Here is a 21,702-nt window from a genome sequence, read left to right on the forward strand (position 1 = left end):
AAAATAAGCAAGTAATAGAAAGTAATAAGAGCAAAAGAGAAACCCACAAGAATTATAAGCTTACAAAACAGCTTAATCTTGCGGGGTTTACTTATTTCTTATTTAAGAGCTCAAATATCGCTATTTAACGACAGCCCCATTTTTATATAAAAAAAGCCCTAAATGAATTTATTCATTTAGGACAAGATTTCTTTCTATGAAGAGGATAGATTGGGTTAGTAATTACCACCCATTCCACCACCCATAAGCATAAGCATTAACATATAAAGCATCATATTATTGTCCATATATGAGCCTTTTCCACCATCATTAAGCATTGATAAAAGTAATAACATCATCATCATATTATTATTATATTGCATTAGTAGTCCTCCTTTCAGAATTAAACTTTTCTTACAATTTCCTCAGTTTATCGTAAGTATAATATATTTTATGAAGGAGTATTTAAATGTGTGTTTGTATACATTTATTGCAAGGCTACTAATTAAGAAATATTTCCATTAGATTAGTTAAAATGTTGTTATCAAGCACAAAATTATCATTATCCATGATAAGCAATACTAAAATAAGCAAGAATATATCATTTATATCATCTTTATTCTTATTCTTATATTTATTATTAGATTTTAAGAATCCATCTGGAATATCATTTAAAGAATAGTAAGTATTAATACTTTCTATCATATAAATTTTCCTTTCTAATGATAGTATCTATAATAGTTAATCTTTATTATCTATTACAATAGTTATGAAATAAATGAACAGTATATTCATTTATATAATATTTATTAGAAATATCTTCCAAAAGAAATATCAATAAGTCTGATTAGGACCAAAGTATTAATAGAAGTTGCTTACAGCCTATGAAACTATTGACATTCTAAGTACAATCGTATACAATAATACCATAATTGAATATATATAAAATTTTTTGCATATATAGTAAAAAATTTGCTTAAGAGATCATTCTTACTTTTGTAGATTAATCTACTTAAAAAATAGATAAGGAGGAATTACAATGGGTTTAAATTTAACACAAAAGATTATAAAAGATCATTTACTTGAAGGTGAAATGATTCCAGGTAGTGAAATCGGTATAAAAATAGATCAGACCTTAACTCAAGATTCTACAGGTACAATGGCTTATTTGCAATTAGAAGCAATGGAAATTGATAAAGTAAAGACTAAGAGATCGGTTGCTTATATTGATCATAATATGTTACAACAAGGATTTGAGAATGCTGATGATCATAAGTACATACAAACTGTAGCTCATAAACATGGAGTGTATTTTTCAAGACCAGGAAATGGTATATGTCACCAAGTACATTTAGAAAGATTTGGTGTGCCAGGTGAAACTTTATTAGGTTCAGATAGCCATACACCAACTGGTGGTGGAATTGGTATGCTTGCTATTGGTGCAGGCGGTCTTGATGTAGCAGTTGCTATGGGAGGCGGAACATACTATATTACAATGCCAAAAGTAGTTAATGTTAAATTAACAGGAAAGCTAAAACCATTTGTTACTGCAAAGGATATTATCCTTGAAGTATTAAGAGTTATGACTGTTAAAGGTGGAGTTGGCAAAGTAATTGAATATACTGGAGAAGGGGTTAGTACTCTTAGCGTTCCAGAAAGAGCAACTATAACTAATATGGGTGCTGAACTTGGGGCTACTACTTCAGTATTCCAAAGTGATGATGTAACTCTATCATTCTTAAAGGCTCAAGATAGAGAAGAATTATGGAAAGAATTAAAGGCTGATGAAGATGCTACTTATGATGAGACTATAAATATCAATTTAGATGAACTTGAACCTCTAGTAGCAATGCCACATAGTCCAGATAACGTAGAAAAAATATCCAATATCAAAGATTTGAAAGTCTGTCAAGTCTGTATTGGAAGTTGTACCAACAGTTCATATCTTGATATGATGAAAGTATCTAAGATATTAAAAGGTAAAACAGTTCATCCTGATGTGAGCTTAGTTATAGCACCAGGTTCAAAACAAGTACTTAATATGTTAGCTGCCAATGGTGCATTAGCTGATATGATAGCTGCAGGAGCAAGAATATTAGAATCAGGATGTGGACCTTGTATAGGTATGGGTCAGGCTCCAGCAACAGACGCAGTTACACTTAGAACTTTCAACAGAAACTTTAAAGGACGTTGTGGAACAGTTTCAGCAGGAGCTTATCTACTTAGTCCAGAGGCTGCAGCGGTTAGTGCATTATCAGGGAAATTGACAGATCCAACTACTTGTACTACTGATATAGATGTTACTATGCCAGATAAATTCTATATTAATGACAATATGGTAGTTCCACCTGCTAAGGATGGTAGTAAAGTAGAAGTTGTAAAAGGACCAAATATCAAACCATTCCCACTTAATGAAGAACTTAAGGATGATGTTGAAGGAAAAGTTTTAATTATTGTAGAAGATAATATAACAACAGACCATATTATGCCTTCTAATGCTAAGTTATTACCATTTAGATCTAATATACCTCACTTGGCTAACTATTGTTTAACACCATGTGACGAAGAGTTTCCTAAGAGAGCAAAAGCTAATGGTGGAGGGATGATTGTTGGTGGAGACAATTATGGACAAGGGTCCAGTAGAGAACATGCTGCACTAGTTCCACTATATCTAGGGATAAAAGCAGTTCTTGCTAAGAGTTTTGCAAGAATTCACAAAGCTAACCTAATCAATTCAGGTATTTTACCACTTACATTTATTACTATGGCAGATTATGATACTATCAGTCCCTATGATGATTTATCAATGGATAATGTAATAGAGAGCGTAAAGACAGGAAAAGTAATTGTTCATAATAAGACTAAAAAACTTGATTATGAAATGAATATAGAACTATCTGACAAAGAATTAAAAATGATTATTGCTGGCGGTAAAATCAACTTTACAAGAAAAGAGGCTATGCCTCGTCTTGCGTAGTAAGTTTCAGTTGTTAGGAAAGTTTCATTGACACATATGAAAATGTTCCTATTTCATATGCTTAAAAGTAAAACTTTCCTATAAGATAAAAAATTTGTAAGATAAACGATACTTTACTAAGAAAGGGATGGAATAGGCATGGATTATATGAATAAATTCGAAGAACTTATCAAAGAACAAAAAGCTAGGGTAAAAATGATGAAGGAACAAGGTGATTTTGTCAATTATGATGAATTAGATACTATAGTAGTTGGTGTAGTTGGAGGAGATGGAATAGGTCCAGCTATAACTGATCAGGCACATAGATTATTAGAGTATTTATTAGCAGATGAAATCAAGAGTAAAAAAGTAACTTTTAAGATTATTGATGGATTAACAATCGAGAATAGAGCAAAAACTAATAAAGCTATACCAGACGATGTTCTAGAAGAATTAAAGCAATGTCATGTAATATTAAAAGGACCAACAACTACACCAAGAAAAGGGGATAAATGGCCAAATATCGAAAGTGCTAATGTTGCAATGAGAAAAGAACTAGATCTATTTGCAAATGTTCGTCCTGTTAAAGTTCCAGATAAAGGAATCGATTGGACTTTCTTCAGAGAGAATACAGAAGGTGCATATGTTCTTGGTAGCAAGGGTATTAATATTGATGAAGATATTGCTATAGATTTCAAGGTTATCACTACTGGGGGAGCAGAACGTATTGCAAGAGCAGCATTTGAATTCGCTAAGAAAAATGGCAAAAACAAAGTTACAGTAGTAACAAAAGCCAATGTTGTTAAAACTACAGATGGTAAGTTCTTAGAAATCTGTAAAGAAATAGGTGAAGAATATGAAGGTATTGAAGTTGATGACTGGTATATTGATATCATGACTGCTAAATTAGTAGATGAAAAAAGAAGAACACAATTTCAGGTAATGATTCTTCCTAATCTATATGGAGATATTTTAACTGATGAAGCAGCCGAGTTCCAAGGGGGAGTTGGTACAGCTGGAAGTTCAAATATCGGTAAGAAATATGCTATGTTTGAAGCTATTCATGGTTCTGCTCCTAGAATGGTAGACGAAGGTAGAGATATCTATGCTGACCCTTCAAGTATTATAAGAGCTGCTGGTATGTTATTAAATCATATCGGTTATTCAGAAAAGGCAGATAAACTATATAAAGCTCTTGAAATCTGTAATACAGAGAAAAAATATGTTATAACAGGAAGAGACACTGGAGCGACAAATGAAGAATTTACAAATTATTTAATGAAAACAATTGAAAAATTATAGATTATGTGTATAATATATATGTTGCATAGGAATTTTTATTTATACTTTACATAAGGTTAATATTGTAATATTATTTAAAAGAGAATTAGTGTAATATATATAGCATGCACAATTAATATTTGGAAGATATTATATTAATAAGTGTATCCTATAAATAAGAGGAGGCACACCAGTGAGCGAGTATAATCTTCACGAAGAAGTAACTGATAAATACTCTTTAAGAGGTAGAGTTTTTAATAAAATACGAGAAGATATATTAAAGGGTAGATATAAGAATAGTGAACCTTTAAAAGAAACACAGATATCTAGAGAATTAGGAGTTAGTAGAACTCCCGTAAGAGAAGCCATAAGGCAACTTGAATTGGAAGGTCTTGTAACAATTATACCAAACAAAGGTGCTGTAGTTTCTGGAATTGATGCTAAGGATATACAAGATATATATGAAATAAGATCATTGATAGAAGGACTATCTGCTAGATGGGCAACTACTAACATAAATGAAGAACAACTTGAATTACTAGAAGAAATTGTTTATTTATCTGAATTTCATTATAAAAAGGGACATTTAGACCAGCTTTATGAATTAGATACCAAATTTCATGAAGTGTTATACCAAGCTTCACATAGTAAGATATTAAAACATGTTTTGTCGGATTTTCACCATTATGTTCAAAGAATAAGAAGAGCTTCTATTTCATCTGAGGCAAGAGCTAAAAAATCAGTTGAAGAACATAAAGCGATTGTAGAAGCGATAAAATCGGGTGATGAAAATAAAGTAGAAGAATTAACGAATCTACATGTAAAAAACACCTTAAAGAACGTTGTAGACCATAAATTAATGGATATAATAGGAAAATAATATAAAAGGGAGAATTACTCTAACCAAGTAATTCCTCCCATTTTTCATATAAATTCTCTAATTCATTTTCGTAATGAGTTTTTTCATCAAGAAGCTTAGCAGCTTTTTCAGCATTAGTATATATTTCTTCAAGACATAGCTTTTTATCAATTGTTGAAATGTTATTTTCAATTTCATGAATATCAGCTTCTGTTTTTTTAATTAGATTATTAAGTTTACGTTTATTAGCTTGTTCATCTTTACTTTTTAGCCAGTCTTGTTTGTTAGAAGTAGCAATTGGTTTATCCTCATGATTTTTATTATTCATGCTATTTTCTAGCTCAAGCAATCGTTGTTTTTCTTCTTCTTGTTTTTTTTCTATTACATAACTATAGTTTCCTAAGTAGTTTTTTAATATATTAGGAGTAAGTTCTAATACCCTTGTTGCAATTTTATTTATAAAATAACGATCATGCGAAATAAATAGAACAGTACCAGTATAATTTTTGATAGCTGATTCAAGAATTTCTTTTGATATGATATCAAGATGATTAGTAGGTTCGTCTAATAACAAAAAATTAGCATTTGACAACATCAATTTTGCAAGTATCAATCTACCTTTTTCGCCACCACTAAGACTAGATATTTTTTTGAATACATCATCACCAGTGAATAAAAAAGCTGCTAATGTATTACGTATATGACCTGTATTCATATTGGGATAAGCATCTGATATCTCTTCAATCAAATTATTATCCCCATTTAGGGTGGTATGTTCTTGGTCATAATAACCAATGTTCACTTTAGCTCCTAGAGAAATAGTTCCCGTATCTCCAGTTAGCCCATTACTGATGATACGAAATAATGTTGTTTTACCTGTTCCGTTATCTCCGATGAGTGCTACTTTTTCACCTCTTTTAATCTGAAAATTAAGATTAGAAAATAGGTGTTTATTATCGAAGGATTTGGATACATCTGTAGCAGTAAGTACATCATTACCACTTATGACTCTCGGTGATAGTTTAAGATTCATTTTATCATTAATTAGTGTAGGTTTATCCACCATATTGATTTTTTGTAGTTGTTTTTCACGGCTTTGAGCTCGTTTGATAAGTTTATCTCTACCGTGGGACCTAAGTTCACGAATAACTTCTTCCTGCCTTTTTACTTCTTTTTGTTGTTCTATATAATGTTTAACTTCAATATCTTGATTAAGGGCTTTATGTTTAATATAAAAGCTGTAATTACCATTATAAATATGTGACTGAGTGTTTTCTATCTCTATAACCTTATTAACTATTTTATCAAGGAAATAACGATCGTGTGAGATAATTATAACAGTACCTTGATAATTGCATAAGAAACCCTCTAACCATTCACATGCTTTAATATCTAGATGGTTAGTTGGTTCGTCTAATAGTAATATATCTGGTTTTTCAAGAAGTATTTTTGCTAGTGCTACTCTTGTTTTTTGTCCTCCTGATAAGGTGGATATATTAGCGGTAAAATCTTCTTCACCGAATCCTAGACCTTTTAACACTCCTTTTATATTACTTTTATAGCTATATCCATTATTAAGTTCAAAAGTATGCTGTAGATTTGAATATGATTTCATAAGTGAGTCTAGAGCTTCGCTATCATTATCTAGTTTAGACATTTTTGATTCATATTCTCTTAATGTATTTTCCATTTGTATTATTTCTTTGCATGTCAATAGCATTTCATCATAAATAGTTTTTTCCGATGATAGAGTACTATTCTGTGATAGATAACCAAGTTTTGTTAAGCTATTAATTATAACTTGTCCTGAATCCGCTTCCAATTCATTAGTAATAATCTTGAACAGTGTTGATTTTCCGGCTCCATTAATACCTACTATAGCTGCCTTATCACCTTTTTCTAGCCAGAAGTTTACATTGTCTAGTACTGTATTTGTTACAAATGCTTTGCATATATTTTTACATGATAAAATCATAGTTGCCTCCTATAAATATTAAAATTACCATACTATGATACCATTAATCACTGGTTTTGAAAAGTTTAAGGGTTAAAATTAGAGGTTTTTGGTAAATATATAAATATCTATTGTGATAATTCTTTGCCAAATGAGAAATAACCTATTTTGTTCATACATAAGAATAAATTTCTTTGGGACAACATATATATGATAAAAGAACTTTTCTAAAGGGGATGATGACTTGAGTCGTAATGCAGGTTATATGAAAAAATTGAGAAAATCTCGTGTGGAGAGAAAACAATGTATAAGATGTGGTAAACCTCTATCACAAGAATCGCTTATTAGAGGTGTTAAGCAATGTGAAAAATGTCTTGATTATCAACGTAAAAGAAAATTAGGACAAATAAGTTCTAAGGTTAATACTACGTATTTTTATAATAGACAATACAAAAAAGATGAGATAAAGAGAAAAGAGCTAGGGAATTATATGGTTGAAAACAAAATAACAATCAAGGATCTAGCGAAAGAATCTAATTTATCTCAAAGAACTATACAAAGAATTTTATACACTGATGCAAACTATACAAAAAAAACTAAAGATGCTATTAATAAATATTTAGGAAAAGAACTTTTGTAGATAACAATATTAAGTTAATAAAAAAATATAAAATAAAACTTAGCAATTAAAAAGGGTATAGAATTAATTTTTTATATCTATTTTATATGTTACAAGTAATATGTGGCATTTATAAAACACAAATATGTATGAAATGTAGGATATTAAAATTTTTTATAAGCATAATTTTCTAGAAAAAGTTGTAAAATATCAGGGGTTTATGATATAATTTATAAAATATAGATTGTATACAATAAACAATTGATTGTTTTTATCTATATTTACTAAATATAGAATTTGTGTTAATAATTTTTACTGTGATATACATAAACAATAAGAGTTTATCAGCATTTGATTATTTGACATAGATTTAACAACCATATATAATTATTTGTATAAAAGTTCCAAAATAGTATCAAGGATTGGGGATTGATTATATGATACAAAAGAAAATATCAACAGCGGTAATTAAAAGATTACCAAAATACTACAGATACTTAGGAGACTTATTGGAAAAGGATGTTGTAAGGATTTCTTCTAAAGAGTTAAGTAACAGAATGGGTGTAACGGCTTCACAGATAAGACAAGATTTAAATAATTTTGGGGGTTTTGGTCAACAAGGTTACGGCTATAATGTCGAATATTTATATAACGCTATAGGTAAGATACTTGGTCTTGAGAATAAATATAATACGATTATTGTTGGAGCAGGAAACTTGGGTCAAGCACTTGCTAATTATACTAATTTTGATAAAAGGGGTTTTGAAGTTAAGGGATTATTTGATGTTAACCCGAGGCTTATTGGAATAACTGTAAGAGGCATTGAGATTAAGGATTTAGATGAAATGGGAAGTTTCATTAAAGAAAATAGTATTGATTTGGCAATCCTAACATTACCTAAGCAAAAAGCACCAAAAGTTGCTAATGATTTAGTGAGTTATGGTATAAAAGGAATATGGAATTTTGCTCCTATCGACCTAAAATTATCTAATAAAAATGTTATAATTGAAAATGTGCATCTGTTGGATAGTCTAATGACTCTATCATATAATATCAAAGAGAGAATATAAATAAGAGTCTATAGTTTGTGTTTTAGAATGAATAACTATTCTTAGAGGTATTAGGTACTCATATATATGGGTACCTTTTAATTATATTGTGCTATAGAATATAATAGTTTATTACGATATAATTAATATAGAAAATTTTTATTATATTACTAAGCAGGTATAAATTAAGTACATATAAATAATGAGGACGTGAAAGCATGTTTTTTTCAAAGAAAAATGTAGAGAAACCAATTAATATAGAAAAAAGAGTACATATATTAACATTGGATAATAGATGGCATGAGCTATTTAATAATAATAAAAAACCAAAAAAGATAGTTGAACTTGAAAAAAAGCTTAATAAGCTTCTTGGTGAACAAGGACAACTTACTAATGATATAAAAGAATATACTTTACTTAAAAAGAAAATGATGGTTGATATAGTTGATAATATGAAAGAAGCCATAGAAGATGAAGATGATAAAGCAATAGGAGAAATGGAAAAAAGCAAGAAATATATTAATGACATAAAAATAAAGATGGATAAGATGGAATCAAGAATGGAGAATATGCCAAAAGAGATTCAAACAACTAACAAAGAATTACTAGAATATACCATGCAAGATTGTTATATGCGAATGTTTAATACTAAGAATGAATTAGATGAATTAAATGAATGGGTTGAAAAAGTTAGGGCAGAATTAAAAGAAAAAGCTGTCAAACAGACAGAAGCGAAGGAAGAATATGATATGATGTATTCTTATATGCATGATCTAGTAGGATATGAAATTATTGAATTATATGATAAAAAATATCTGGGAGGAAGTAAATGATAAAAGGAATAGGTAATGATATTATTGAAGTGAGTAGAATAGAAAAGGCCGTTCTCAATAAAAGATTCCTAGAAAAATATTTTACATCCAACGAGAATAAATTATTTGAAACAAAAAATTATAGAGGCGAAACAATAGCTGGCAATTTTGCTGTCAAAGAAGCAGTCTCTAAGGTTCTTGGGACAGGGTTTTTACATTTTACTCCTATTGATATTGAGGTTTTACGTAATGATAAAGGTAAACCCTATGTAGTTTTATATAACGGAGCTAAGGATTTGGCGAGACAACTTGATATTTCTACGATACATGTATCAATATCACATTCTAGGGATAATGTAACAGCTATTGCATTAGGGGAGTAACTTAGTTAAAAAGGAGAGAGTTGAGTTGAAGGTTGTCAAAAGTTATGAAATGAAGGAAATTGATAGGTATGCTATTGAAGAGATAGGTATACCTGGTATTGTTTTAATGGAGAATGCAGCAATGTCTGTAGTGAGCGAAACTATACAGTTACTGAAGGGGAGCAATAATGTTGTTATTTGCTGTGGTACAGGAAATAATGGCGGAGACGGATTTGCAATAGGTAGAATACTTAGCTGTAATAATATAAAGGTCTCTATAATCATAATAGGTGATTCTAGCAAAATCACTGGTGATGCCAAAATAAACTATGATATAGCTAGACAATTGAATATTAATATACATGAATTAAATGATGAGAGACAGATGACAGAGTTAAAAAATATAGTTAGTGATTGTGATGTTATATACGATGCTATTTTTGGGACTGGTCTATGTAGAGAGATAACAGGAAAATATTTAGAAGCTATCAATATCATTAATAGAGCTAATGCTTATAGAATAGCTATTGATATACCTTCTGGAGTGAATGCTGATGATGGTAAGATTCTAGGGAATTCAGTGTGTGCTGATAAGACAATTACATTCTGTCTGCCTAAGGTGGGTTTGCTTTTGTATCCAGGAGCTAACTATGTTGGTGATCTGGTTGTTGCAGATATAGGTATACCTAATATATCTATCGATAGAATTAATTCTTATACCACAATAATGGATGATAATCTAGCAAAATATTTTATGCCTAATAGAGTAAATATGTCTCATAAGGGTTCTTATGGGAAAGTCTTAGTTATTGCAGGTACCAGTAAGATGACAGGGGCAGCCGTTTTGACATCTCTGTCGGCTTATCGTACAGGAACAGGATTAGTCAAGGTATTTATTGAAGAGTCTGTATCTAGTGTAATTACGACAAAAGTTCCAGAAGCAGTTATTGAGACATATAGTAGGGATAATAATAATATATCTAATGAAGACAAAGATAAACTATTAGAAATGCTTGGGTGGGCTGATACAATTGCTATAGGACCAGGTCTTGGGAATGACAATATTACAAGAGAGATACTTGAAATTGTAATTAGTAATTTTAATAAGACCATTGTTGTTGATGCTGATGGAATTAACGCATTATCAAAAGATAAAGAGATATTGAATAATCGAAAATGTGAGATAATAATTACTCCACATCTTGGTGAGATGTCAAGGCTTACTGATTATGATATTGATAAGATTACAAATAATACAATAAGTGTTGCAGTAGAACTTAGTAAGACCTATAAGATTACATGTGTCTTAAAAAGTGCTAGAACCATAATTTCTTCTCCTAATGGGATGGTTAATATTAATATATATGGTAATTCAGGAATGGCAACAGCTGGTTCAGGAGACGTTTTGACAGGTGTTATTGTATCATTGTTAGGGCAAGGATTAAATGCTTCAGATGCGGCAATATTAGGTGTCTATATCCATAGTAAAGCTGGTGATAAGGCTAAAGATGATAAAGGAGAACATGGGCTTATCGCTAATGATATAATATGTAATATACCTTATGTAATTAAATCAAGTCTTAATGAATAATAATATAATATATAAGTTTTTATAATAAGTTAGGAAAGTAATTATACTATCCTAACTATATTTTTATTATTTGAAACTATAAGGGCAACACTACTGGCTTAAAATTACAATAAGTAGTATAATATTAGTGTTTAAAGAAAATATTATTGATTGAAATGGGATAGATGTTTAAGTTCAATATATATATAATGTTTAATATATGGAGGAAAGTGAGAGAATGTACGAAAGAGTATATGCCCGTATAGACTTGGATGCAATAATACATAATATAACTAATTTCAAGAATAGAATATCATCAAACAGTACATTAATGCCTGTTGTGAAAGCAGATGGTTATGGTCATGGTGCGGTTCCTATCTCAAAAGAATTAATTAATTGTGGAATTGACAGATTTGCTGTTGCGACTATAGAAGAAGGTATTAGTCTAAGGAAAAATGGTATTGATAAAAGAATACTGATTCTAGGATATACTCCAGTTGATTTAGCTGATAAACTGGTTGAATACGATTTAATTCAGACTGTATATAATTATACAGCAGCTAAAAACATATCAGATATAGCTTATAAAGCTGGTAAAATAGGTAGAGTACATATAAAATTGGATACTGGAATGGGTAGAATAGGTTTTATCCCTAATGATGAATCTGTTAGTATAATCAAAGATATATATAATTTGCCTAATATTAAGATTGAAGGTATCTATACTCATTTATCTAAAGCAGATGAATTAGATAAGACTTTTACTAATAATCAATTAAAGATTTATAATGAGTTTATTAGAAAATTAGAGAGTAATGGTATCTATATACCTATTAAACATGTAGCTAATAGTGCAGGAATAATTGACTTGGATAGTACACATTTGGATTTGGTGAGACTTGGTATATCATTATATGGATTATATCCATCTAATGAGGTAATTAAGGATAATGTAAAATTACAGCCGGTTTTATCACTAATCAGTCATATTATACATATAAAAGAAGTAGAGAAAGGTACTCCTATCGGTTATGGGGGAACATATACAACAAAGAGGAAGTCAAAAATAGCAACTATTCCAGTTGGCTATGGAGATGGATATGATAGGCTGTTATCTTCCAAAGGTAGAGTATTAATTGGTGGGCAATATGCCAAAATATTGGGTAGAATATGTATGGATCAATTTATGGTAGATATTACAGATATAACGGATGTGAAAGATTTTGATGAAGTAGTTTTAATCGGTAAGCAGGGACATAATGAAATTACCGCCGATGATATTGCTAAGATAAAAGGTACAATAAATTATGAAGTTGTATGTCAGTTAGGTAAAAGAATACCAAGAGTGTATTATAAGGATAATAAATATATGTATTCTATTGATTATTTTGATTAGACACTTGGCTGTTAATTATATTCCGTTAAATAATATTAAAATTTTCTTATTAATGTATATTAATTTAATTATTGGTGATAATGGTAATATAAGAAAATAGGAGTTGAACTTTTACATAAAGTACGATCTATATAATTAAAATATATATTAAGAACGTATACTGAACTGCAAAAATACACATATAGATAAATTATTATAGAGATGTGTTATTAGTTGAAAGTGAGGTTAAGAAGTTCAGCAAGATTTAGCGGAGAGTGAGTAATGTGGTAGTAAAACGTGGGGATGTATTTTATGCAGACTTAAGACCAGTAATTGGTTCTGAACAAGGTGGTATACGTCCAGTACTTATCATTCAAAATGATGTAGGAAATAAATATAGTCCAACAGTAATATGTTCAGCAATAACATCGCAAATAAATAAGGCTAAGCTTCCAACTCATGTTGAAATCGAGGCAAAGAAATATGATTTAGTAAAAGACTCGGTTGTTTTGTTGGAACAAATTAGAACTATTGACAAAAAAAGATTAAAAGAAAAAGTGTGTCATTTAGAAGATAAGGTGATGGAAAAAGTAGATAAAGCTTTAGTAGTTAGTTTTGGCGTTGATACATAGTTAAGAGACTTCCGAAAGGAAGTCTTAATTATTTGCAATTTTATAATATAAGTTTATTTGAGTTTCTTATTATTGCGAGTAAGTCAGAAAAATATTTTGCTTTAACTTGTATTCAGTATGACACAAAAATTATTATTCTAAATTTGTATAATAATTGGCTATGTAGATTTTGTGAAAATAAAAATTGTAAATCAAATATATCTCTTGCGTTTTTTGGGGATTTGTATATAATGATAGATAATGAATATAGCAAATATAATTTGACGAAAGGGTACATCATGGATTTTAATGCAATTATTAATCAAATATTAGTACTGTTTATTGTGCTTTTTTTAGGTTTTTTTATAAGAAAGATAGATATAATTGATGAACATGCAAGTAAGAAAATTGCTAGTCTTGTTGTTAAGGTAACAGCACCATGTCTTATCATCAATTCGATGATGAAGAAGACGGAGCTTGGTAATAGAGAGATATTGGAAATGCTTAGTTTATCAATTGCGGTGTACATATGTATGTTTATCATGACTTTTATAATACCTAAATTATTGAAGGTAGAAAAAAATAATATTGGTGTATATAGATTTATGATTATGTTTTCAAATGTTGGGTTTATGGGATTCCCAGTTATTGAATCCATTTTTGGCAAAGAAGCTGTGTTCTATGGTGCAATATATAATTTACCGTTTTACGCACTTGTATATACTCTGGGTATATATTTAATTTCTATGGATAATAAAAAGAATATAAAGTTTAAGATAAAGGATATTTTTAACCCAGGAGTATGTGCTGTAATAATTGGATTGATTATTTTTTCCTTTAAATTAACATTGCCTTATGTTGCGACCAAGACTATTGATATGATTTCTAGTCTTACAACACCATTATCCATGATTGTTATAGGAGCATCATTAGCTGGTATTAAGATAAAAAATATATTTTCAAATACTAAACTATATATTTACAGTTTTCTAAAACTATTAGTTTTTCCAATTATAATCTTAATTATCGTAAGACAATTAGGGTTTAATGAGATTATGACTGGTGTACCAGTTATAATTACAGGAATGCCTGTTGCTGCGAATGCGGTAATTTTGAGTAAGGAATATGATGGTAATGATATACTTGCATCGGAAGGTGTGTTTATAAGTACCATGCTATCAATAATAACTATTCCGATATTAGTGTTTCTATTAAGTAATTAAGCTGAAATTAATAATTATAGAGGTGATTAGTAAAATGGTTAACCGTATTATAAAAAATGATAAAAAGTTTTATTCAAAATTATTTGCAATAGGTCTTCCTATTGCTTTTCAAAACTTGATAACGTCCGCACTTAATATGATTGATGTATTTATGATAAGTTCTTTAGGAGTTACTGCTGTTGCAGCAGTTGGTGGTGCCAACAAACTATACTTTTTACTAAATTTATTCCTATTTGGAACCAGTAGTGGTACTGGTATTTTTTCTGCCCAATATTGGGGGAAAAAGGATGTTAAGAATATTAAGAGAATATTAGGATTATGTTTAATAATAAGTGTTTCAGGGGGAGCATTATTTTCAATAGCAGCAATATTCTTTCCTAAGTTCGTTATGCACATATTTTCTACAGAGGAAGAAGTTATTATAGAAGGTATTAAATACTTAAGAATTATTGGTTTTAGTTATTGTTTCACAGCTATATCATTTGCATATATATTTGTGCTAAGAGGAATGAATCAAGTTAAAATGCCTATGATTATAACTATTATTAGTATTTGTATTAATACATTTTTAAACTGGGTATTAATATATGGTAATCTAGGAGTTGAACCTCTAGGAGTAAAAGGTGCGGCTATTGCAACATTAATTGCAAGAACAGTAGAATGTTCCCTATTAATTACTAGTGTTTATGTACTGAAATTACCTATTGCAGGTAAGATTAAAGAGTTATTTGATATTAGTAAAAGTTTTGTCTCAAAATATTTATATACAGTTTTACCAGTTATGTGTAATGAAGTTATGTGGTCACTTGGGGTTGCTACTTATTCTTTTGTGTATGGAAGAATGGGTGAGGATGTCATGGCAACTATGACTCTGAATCAGACTATTGAACAATTATTTATGGTCATGTTCTTTGGAATATCTAGTGCTTGTGCTGTGATATTAGGTAACGAAATAGGTAATAATAAGACCCAAAGAGCATTTGAGTACAGTAAAAAATTCATTAAGATAACTGTCATAACTGCTGTTTGTATGAGTTTACTTATTATAGGTGCTTCAGGTTTTGTAGTAAATCTTTTTGACGACCTGACAGATGTGGTTAGGTATAATTCCAGACTATGTTTAATTGTATTTGGGTTATTTGTACCATTTAAAGCCTTGAATCTAATACTAGTCATTGGAGTTCTAAGAAGTGGTGGAGATACTAGGTTTACTATGATTTTAGATATGTGTGGTGTATGGTTAATAGGGGTACCATTAGCTTTCTTAAGCGGATTAGTATTAAAATGGGATATTCAATTTGTTTATGCATGTATATTATCAGAGGAATTTTTCAAGATGACATTTGCATTGAAACGTATGTATTCTAAAAAGTGGTTGAATAATCTTGTTTAACAACTTTGTATAACAAACACAATTAGTAGTTAGTATATTTTAAAGGGAAGTTTAAAACCATTAAACTGTTCCCTTTATTTTTTTTGCAAGTTTATAATGACTTTTAATTGCATAAATTACAGTAAATAAGATAAAATATTTATTAATATTGAAATATTTTATAAAAATATTGACAATTTAGACAAATGATAATATAATAACAATGAAATATTAAATGAGTAATACTTAATTAAAAACAAACCAAATATCAAATATAAAAATAAAAAATAACATAAAAAGATGTTTGGTGCTTATTAGCACTTAACATAAATGATAAACTAACCTGTACAGATAGTTTAAAAAAAATTAAAAAGTACTGTTGATAAAAAACAGTAAAAAAACGGAGGAGAATTTTATATGAAAAAAGTATTAGGAATTATTTTTTGTTTTGCATTATTATCACAAAGCGTATTTGCAACTAGTAACTCTAGAACCGATAGTATTCCACAACTATATGGAACAATAAGATCGGATGTATGGATTCAAGCATATGCAGATTCTGACGGTACTGGACTGTTCCAAGTTACTGCTGATTACGATAGTTCAATATATACTAGACCTTCATGGATAAAAACTAAATGGGATTTTTATGCAATTGGTATATCTGCAAGTATTAATTTTAAAGCAGGTTCAGGGTCTATTTCAGGATATGGATACACAAATAGTAGTGGCGGATATTGGAAAAACACCAATGGAGCAAGTACAGCTTGGTATAGAGGAAGAGTAGGAGCTAACGGACTTACTATATATGTTGGTTGTGAAAATACTGCTTCAGGTTATGCAGCAGGAGTACCATTTTCAACTACTGCAAGAGTATAGTTAATATGTATAGTTGATAAAGATTAGGGCTGTTTCATTGAAACATTATAATATAATGTTTGATGAGGCAGCCCCATGTAGTATGAATACAATAAACTAAAATTATGGGGATAATAATATGAAGAGATTAATATACATATGTTTTATAATAATAATAGGAATAATTCTAATCTATATAGTCGATAGTCATCAATCAGCAGAAACGATAAAGGATGATAAACATCTAGTTTATGATGAGTCAATGGATAAGTATTTTACAAATTTTATAACAAATGAAAGCATAGAGTTAATGGAATATACTGATACAACATCATTAGAAGACACTATAATAAACATTAGAATATTAAATAAATATGGTGAATTAGACTCTGAAAAGATAGATATAAAAAGTCTAAAAAAAATGATTACTGAAGAATTAAATAGTACCGAAGAAAATAAGGGAATGAGACTATATAATAAGTATGAACTGCTCTCTTCTGTAAATAATTTTTGTGATGAATTGGGATTAAATGCAAGTGATTTTATAGATATTAATTATAATTCATTGGAAGATATAAAGAGTATAAGAAAATTAATTGATGAGGATAATAAAACCCTTGTTATGTATTTACAAATATTATCCAGAATAATAAGTATTAGTGATACAAATGAAGAGATTACATGTGTTAAAGATATAGTGAAAAGTATTAGTAATATTAGCTATGAACAGTACTCAAAACATGAACAAATGATGATCGGGTTTAATTTAATAGAAATAAAAAGAAAACTTGGTATTGAAGATGTTGACTTAGAAGATAAATATAGTCAGCAATTAAGTAATATGATTAATGAATATAATATATATGATGATATAAATATTGGAGATATAGTTGTACTTAACAAAGGTATTCAGTTATTCGCTAACTTATTTACAGATAATGAAAAAGTCTTGAGTATAATGGACAAATTAAGTTTAATGCTGACAAGTAAAAATGATTACTTTGCTTTTATTAAGATTAAGTTTTATGAAATAGCTAGTCAAATTAATTATTATAATAAAGATGTTTATGAATGGGTAAAAGCTATGCCCAGAAATGAAGGATACATTTATTATAAACCTGTAGATATTATACCAACTATAAGAAGTTTATATTTATTTTTAAGATCTTATGAATTAAATAATATGAAAATAGTAGATGTTGAAAAAAATATAAATAATTATTTGGAGTTAATATTAGATTCTAGCAACAAGAATAAACTGAATAATACAGAAATATATTATGGATATAAACTTAAAAAATATGTAAAAAATAAAAAGTTAGATAGTATTATTGAATTAAGTATAAAAAATAGTTGTAATAATATTAATAAAGTAGAAATAACAAAAAATAATGTATATGAATATGTTTTACTTTCAAAAACACTAAAAATGAAAGGAGACAATCACTATAAAAAGATTTCAGATAAGATAATAGCTTTTCTGGAAGATGAATCTAATTATGTTAATGATGAAGAGAGACTTTTCATGAAAATCATGAAGTTAAATATGAAATCCTATATGAATAAAAAAGAATTCGAAGAAGATATTATAAAATATGAAGATGATATATTAAATTATAATGGTGAAACAGAACTTTTACTTATCCATACTTATCTAGAAATATTTCAAAATTTAAAACAGGAGATATCCAATGAATCTAAACAAAAAATCAATAATAAATTAGAAGGATATAAGATTTATGGAGGGTATTGCAAAAGACATTCAAAATATGTTAGTTTATTTGATACTCAATTAGCAGAGGAAATAAAATATATGCTGTTAGATTAATATTTTTCTAATTATCATAAAATTATTAGATAGGAGTTGTATTTATGAAAGAAACTATTCTTAGACTTAGTAAAGTATCTAAAAAATATAATAATAAAGTTGTATTATCTAATGTGGATCTTGAATTAAACAAAAGTGAGTTTATTTTAATAAAGGGAGAATCTGGCGAAGGGAAATCAACGTTATTAAATGTAATAGCCTTCTTAGAGCCTATTGATTCTGGTAAGATTTTTTGGAGACAAAAAGATATAAGTACTATGGATATAAAAGATAAGAAAAATATTAGACGATCTAATATAGGATACATATTTCAAGATTATAATTTATTTGAAAATCTAACTTTGGAAGAGAATTTAAAGGTCTTTTTAAGATTATCAACTAATAAAAAGGAATTTGAGATAGAAAAGGACATTGACAAATGTTTATTAAAATTCAAAATGAGTGATAGAAAAAAGATATTTATTAAATTTCTGTCTGGAGGAGAAAGACAACGAGTTGCTATTATGAGAGCATTTTTAGTTGATAAATCTATTATATTAGCCGATGAACCTACAGCAAATATTGATGAAATAAATAAAAAGCGGATTATAGATTATTTTAATGAATGGAAAAATGAAGGTAAAGCTGTTATATTGGTTTCTCATGATGATTTCTATGATGATATTGCTGATAAGGTATACATTTTGAAAAAAGGAAATATTAGCATAATGAATAGAGGTGTAGTAGAATGAAAACAGTATTATTATTTTGCAATAGAAATTTTCGGAAATTCATTGGAGTTATATTTTCATTAATGACATTTATGCTGATTTTTAATCTTATATTAGGTATTGTTCTTTCTGTATATGACAATATGAAAATAGGAATAGTGGATAATAATTCTCTTTATTTCATGGAGGTATATAATGAAGATGAACCAATGAGTATGCCATATAACTTAAAAGAAGATTTGGAAATGCAAAAAGGTGTTGCAGGAGCATTTTTTGATTCTTCTCACCCTGTTAAATTAATTGATAATGAAAATAACAGTCTTGATATTACAAATATTTTTGGCGTTAGTATAGATGTATTGAAATTTTTTGGTATTGATAAAGATAATGTTGAAAACAACTTTATCTTCCTAAATAAATCATATAAAAACAATAAAAAATTTAAAGATATTAAAATGGGAGATAGAATATATATCAAAGATTATAAGTATGTAAAAGACGGTGAGTTATGGAAGAGTGAGGAGTATCTAATTGAGAGAACTTTTTATGGATTTGTTGATACTAAAAATTTATCTATGTTTAACAGTGATTTATCACTTATCGATTATGATACTTCCAAAAAGATTGCTAGAGGGATGACAAAAAACGGTGATCCCTATTTTACAAGATTGATTGTTATAGCTCCAGAAGTTGATATGCTTGAAGAAATATCTGATTATATAAAAGAAAAGAATTCTGTAGTTAAAACAAGGTACACGTTAGAAACAACAGGTAATTTACCTAGATTTGCAGTAATTATTGTTACTATTAGTATTTTTATTATTGTTATACTATTTTTAATAAGTACTTTTAGTGTTTCTTCTAATTTAACACAAATATTTAATTTGAGAAAAAGAGATATAGCTTTATTTGATATATTAGGCATAGAGGAATCAAAAGTTATGAAAATGTTTATTGGAGAAATATTTATTTATGGAATAGTAACTTTTTTGTTGACTTCTATCATAACATTTGTTTTATTTTATGGATTCAAAAGCTTTTTAGGTTTTGATATATTGACCAATTATCAACATATATATTATTTATTAAATTTTGTGCTTTCAGTAGGAATACTCGTTATAAACAGTTTTATAAAACTTAAAAAAATATTGAATACAAAAAATACTATGGAGTATTATAAGGAAGTGTTAAAATAATGAAGAAATATTTAAGCTTAATACTAGTAATTATATGTGCAATTATAGTTGCATTAGTCAGTTGCAGTAGAAGATTTGATTACTACCTAGATAATGGTAATAAGAATAATAAACTGAATATAGATGAAAGGGATTTACAATATCTAGAAGTTAGTGATGGTTATATTAGCATTACCCAATATAATGAAGAAAAATCAAAAGTAGAAAAGAAGTATATTAAGGATAAATTAACTAAAAAAAATGATTTATTAACCTCTAGTAATAATGGTAACTTTGTTTTAGAACAAAAAAATATGGGGGTTGGCTCAGATAGAATTATTTCTTTAAATCAGTTAAAAAGCTATAATCTTAAAGAAAATGGTTATCAAATAATAAGTGAAAATGATAATAACATACTACTTCAGGTATACAATCATAATGAACATGAATGGACTTTGAAATTCTTTAATAAACATCAATACAATCTATTAGACATTGACTTTTCTAAAACAATTAATAAAACTAATTCAGAAGTAAATGAAGGGATATCATTAGAAGAAAAAACATTTATCTTTCTTTTTAGAGAAGAAGATGGAACATATTTGTGTTATGTAAATGATCAAGATGTTAAATATACTAAAATTAGCGATGAAATAATGAGAGATATTAAACTGATTGATAGTGATTATAATCATATTTTGTTATATAAAGGATACAAAGAAGGAGATAATTATGGCATTAGTTATCCTAAAATTATAAGTTTGGCTTACGATATTAATAATGACAAATTAGTTGTAAATACAGAAAAAGTTATAGAACTACAAAGTACTGATGATCTAAATGGAAGTGATTGTGTTGGTTTTGTTAGAAAAGATAATAATTACTATCTATTACTTCATTATAGAGGGGTAGGACTATTAAAATTATATAAATTTAATGAATCTGGCGAAGGTAAAGAAATAAAAATGATTAATCAATTTGATCTTAAAAAAGTAGTAGAAGTAAATAAGGAATTTAAATGCTTTGATGGTCAAAGAGTAGTTACTTTTGATTTAACACAATACTAATTAGAGTGATGAATAGTTAATATAGATTAACTAAGATAAACT

General features: G+C 28.3%; 20 protein-coding genes. 17 read left to right on the forward strand and 3 right to left on the reverse strand.

The annotated features are described in order from the left end of the window. Positions 1-215 precede the first annotated feature (215 nt). Positions 216-362 carry a hypothetical protein gene (locus N4A55_RS08390; protein ID WP_293755157.1) on the reverse strand — a complete coding sequence of 49 codons (147 nt, stop codon included), beginning with the start codon at positions 360-362 and terminating at the stop codon, positions 216-218. 118 nt (positions 363-480) lie between these two features. Then, positions 481-684, reverse strand: a complete 204-nt coding sequence (locus tag N4A55_RS08395; RefSeq protein ID WP_293755158.1) for a hypothetical protein — start codon at positions 682-684, stop codon at positions 481-483. 334 nt (positions 685-1,018) lie between these two features. Between N4A55_RS08395 and N4A55_RS08400 the strand changes: the two genes are divergently transcribed. The 3 genes from N4A55_RS08400 (at position 1,019) to N4A55_RS08410 (ending at position 5,096) form a co-directional block, all read left to right on the forward strand. Further along, positions 1,019-2,956 (forward strand): aconitate hydratase, encoded by a 1,938-nt coding sequence (locus N4A55_RS08400; RefSeq protein WP_293755159.1) that lies wholly within the window; start codon positions 1,019-1,021, stop codon positions 2,954-2,956. A gap of 138 nt (positions 2,957-3,094) precedes the next feature. Continuing rightward, a complete protein-coding gene (locus N4A55_RS08405) occupies positions 3,095-4,237 on the forward strand; it encodes an isocitrate/isopropylmalate family dehydrogenase (protein WP_293755160.1) in 1,143 nt (380 codons plus the stop codon). A 172-nt stretch (positions 4,238-4,409) separates the two neighbouring features. Then, positions 4,410-5,096 carry a GntR family transcriptional regulator gene (locus tag N4A55_RS08410; RefSeq protein ID WP_293755161.1) on the forward strand — a complete coding sequence of 229 codons (687 nt, stop codon included), beginning with the start codon at positions 4,410-4,412 and terminating at the stop codon, positions 5,094-5,096. Positions 5,097-5,115: 19 nt separating this feature from the next. Here the strand turns inward: N4A55_RS08410 and N4A55_RS08415 are convergent, their stop codons facing one another. Further along, positions 5,116-7,050 (reverse strand): ABC-F family ATP-binding cassette domain-containing protein, encoded by a 1,935-nt coding sequence (locus tag N4A55_RS08415; RefSeq protein ID WP_293755162.1) that lies wholly within the window; start codon positions 7,048-7,050, stop codon positions 5,116-5,118. 223 nt (positions 7,051-7,273) lie between these two features. Here N4A55_RS08415 and N4A55_RS08420 point away from each other — a divergent pair, with 223 nt between their 5' ends. From N4A55_RS08420 to N4A55_RS08485, 14 genes are all read left to right on the forward strand, one after another. Further along, complete coding sequence (locus N4A55_RS08420) at positions 7,274-7,669, forward strand: helix-turn-helix domain-containing protein (protein ID WP_293755163.1); 396 nt, start codon at positions 7,274-7,276, stop codon at positions 7,667-7,669. Between the two features lie 416 nt (positions 7,670-8,085). Then, positions 8,086-8,718: a redox-sensing transcriptional repressor Rex gene (locus N4A55_RS08425; RefSeq protein ID WP_293755164.1), complete on the forward strand. Its 633-nt coding sequence runs from the start codon at positions 8,086-8,088 to the stop codon at positions 8,716-8,718. A gap of 197 nt (positions 8,719-8,915) precedes the next feature. Then, entirely contained in the window at positions 8,916-9,530 is a 615-nt protein-coding gene (locus N4A55_RS08430; RefSeq protein ID WP_293755165.1) for a hypothetical protein, read from the forward strand. After that, positions 9,527-9,892 carry a holo-ACP synthase gene (gene acpS, locus N4A55_RS08435; RefSeq protein WP_293755166.1) on the forward strand — a complete coding sequence of 122 codons (366 nt, stop codon included), beginning with the start codon at positions 9,527-9,529 and terminating at the stop codon, positions 9,890-9,892. Before N4A55_RS08430 ends, acpS begins: the two co-directional genes overlap by 4 nt. Positions 9,893-9,917: 25 nt before the next feature. Next, positions 9,918-11,462, forward strand: a complete 1,545-nt coding sequence (locus tag N4A55_RS08440; RefSeq protein WP_293755167.1) for an NAD(P)H-hydrate dehydratase — start codon at positions 9,918-9,920, stop codon at positions 11,460-11,462. A gap of 217 nt (positions 11,463-11,679) precedes the next feature. Beyond that, a complete protein-coding gene (alr, locus tag N4A55_RS08445) occupies positions 11,680-12,837 on the forward strand; it encodes an alanine racemase (RefSeq protein ID WP_293755168.1) in 1,158 nt (385 codons plus the stop codon). Positions 12,838-13,100: 263 nt separating this feature from the next. Continuing rightward, a complete protein-coding gene (locus N4A55_RS08450) occupies positions 13,101-13,448 on the forward strand; it encodes a type II toxin-antitoxin system PemK/MazF family toxin (RefSeq protein WP_293755169.1) in 348 nt (115 codons plus the stop codon). A gap of 230 nt (positions 13,449-13,678) precedes the next feature. Then, the gene (locus N4A55_RS08455; RefSeq protein ID WP_293755170.1) at positions 13,679-14,650 is read left to right on the forward strand and encodes an AEC family transporter; all 972 of its coding nucleotides are present in this window, start codon (positions 13,679-13,681) and stop codon (positions 14,648-14,650) included. Positions 14,651-14,684: 34 nt separating this feature from the next. Further along, entirely contained in the window at positions 14,685-16,043 is a 1,359-nt protein-coding gene (locus N4A55_RS08460) for an MATE family efflux transporter (RefSeq protein ID WP_293755171.1), read from the forward strand. Between the two features lie 396 nt (positions 16,044-16,439). Further along, positions 16,440-16,901: a hypothetical protein gene (locus N4A55_RS08465; protein ID WP_293755172.1), complete on the forward strand. Its 462-nt coding sequence runs from the start codon at positions 16,440-16,442 to the stop codon at positions 16,899-16,901. A 118-nt stretch (positions 16,902-17,019) separates the two neighbouring features. Then, a complete protein-coding gene (locus N4A55_RS08470; protein ID WP_293755173.1) occupies positions 17,020-18,708 on the forward strand; it encodes a hypothetical protein in 1,689 nt (562 codons plus the stop codon). Positions 18,709-18,752: 44 nt separating this feature from the next. Further along, the gene (locus N4A55_RS08475; RefSeq protein ID WP_293755174.1) at positions 18,753-19,439 is read left to right on the forward strand and encodes an ABC transporter ATP-binding protein; all 687 of its coding nucleotides are present in this window, start codon (positions 18,753-18,755) and stop codon (positions 19,437-19,439) included. Further along, a complete protein-coding gene (locus tag N4A55_RS08480; protein WP_293755175.1) occupies positions 19,436-20,614 on the forward strand; it encodes an ABC transporter permease in 1,179 nt (392 codons plus the stop codon). The genes N4A55_RS08475 and N4A55_RS08480 overlap by 4 nt, the downstream gene beginning before the upstream one ends. Continuing rightward, positions 20,614-21,660 (forward strand): hypothetical protein, encoded by a 1,047-nt coding sequence (locus N4A55_RS08485; protein WP_293755176.1) that lies wholly within the window; start codon positions 20,614-20,616, stop codon positions 21,658-21,660. Before N4A55_RS08480 ends, N4A55_RS08485 begins: the two co-directional genes overlap by 1 nt. Positions 21,661-21,702 lie beyond the last annotated feature (42 nt).

It is taken from the genome of Vallitalea sp., from assembly GCF_025211055.1.
GTDB lineage: Bacteria > Bacillota > Clostridia > Lachnospirales > Vallitaleaceae > Vallitalea.

Excerpts from the sequence above, each read along its gene's own strand:
- N4A55_RS08390 (WP_293755157.1), bottom strand. The coding sequence starts at position 362 with ATGCAATATAATAATAATATGATGATGATGTTATTACTTTTATCAATG.
- N4A55_RS08395 (WP_293755158.1), bottom strand. The coding sequence starts at position 684 with ATGATAGAAAGTATTAATACTTACTATTCTTTAAATGATATTCCAGAT.
- N4A55_RS08400 (WP_293755159.1), top strand. The coding sequence starts at position 1,019 with ATGGGTTTAAATTTAACACAAAAGATTATAAAAGATCATTTACTTGAA.
- N4A55_RS08405 (WP_293755160.1), top strand. The coding sequence starts at position 3,095 with ATGGATTATATGAATAAATTCGAAGAACTTATCAAAGAACAAAAAGCT.
- N4A55_RS08415 (WP_293755162.1), bottom strand. The coding sequence starts at position 7,050 with ATGATTTTATCATGTAAAAATATATGCAAAGCATTTGTAACAAATACA.
- N4A55_RS08425 (WP_293755164.1), top strand. The coding sequence starts at position 8,086 with ATGATACAAAAGAAAATATCAACAGCGGTAATTAAAAGATTACCAAAA.
- N4A55_RS08430 (WP_293755165.1), top strand. The coding sequence starts at position 8,916 with ATGTTTTTTTCAAAGAAAAATGTAGAGAAACCAATTAATATAGAAAAA.
- acpS (WP_293755166.1), top strand. The coding sequence starts at position 9,527 with ATGATAAAAGGAATAGGTAATGATATTATTGAAGTGAGTAGAATAGAA.
- alr (WP_293755168.1), top strand. The coding sequence starts at position 11,680 with ATGTACGAAAGAGTATATGCCCGTATAGACTTGGATGCAATAATACAT.
- N4A55_RS08455 (WP_293755170.1), top strand. The coding sequence starts at position 13,679 with ATGATAGATAATGAATATAGCAAATATAATTTGACGAAAGGGTACATC.
- N4A55_RS08460 (WP_293755171.1), top strand. The coding sequence starts at position 14,685 with ATGGTTAACCGTATTATAAAAAATGATAAAAAGTTTTATTCAAAATTA.
- N4A55_RS08465 (WP_293755172.1), top strand. The coding sequence starts at position 16,440 with ATGAAAAAAGTATTAGGAATTATTTTTTGTTTTGCATTATTATCACAA.
- N4A55_RS08470 (WP_293755173.1), top strand. The coding sequence starts at position 17,020 with ATGAAGAGATTAATATACATATGTTTTATAATAATAATAGGAATAATT.
- N4A55_RS08475 (WP_293755174.1), top strand. The coding sequence starts at position 18,753 with ATGAAAGAAACTATTCTTAGACTTAGTAAAGTATCTAAAAAATATAAT.
- N4A55_RS08480 (WP_293755175.1), top strand. The coding sequence starts at position 19,436 with ATGAAAACAGTATTATTATTTTGCAATAGAAATTTTCGGAAATTCATT.
- N4A55_RS08485 (WP_293755176.1), top strand. The coding sequence starts at position 20,614 with ATGAAGAAATATTTAAGCTTAATACTAGTAATTATATGTGCAATTATA.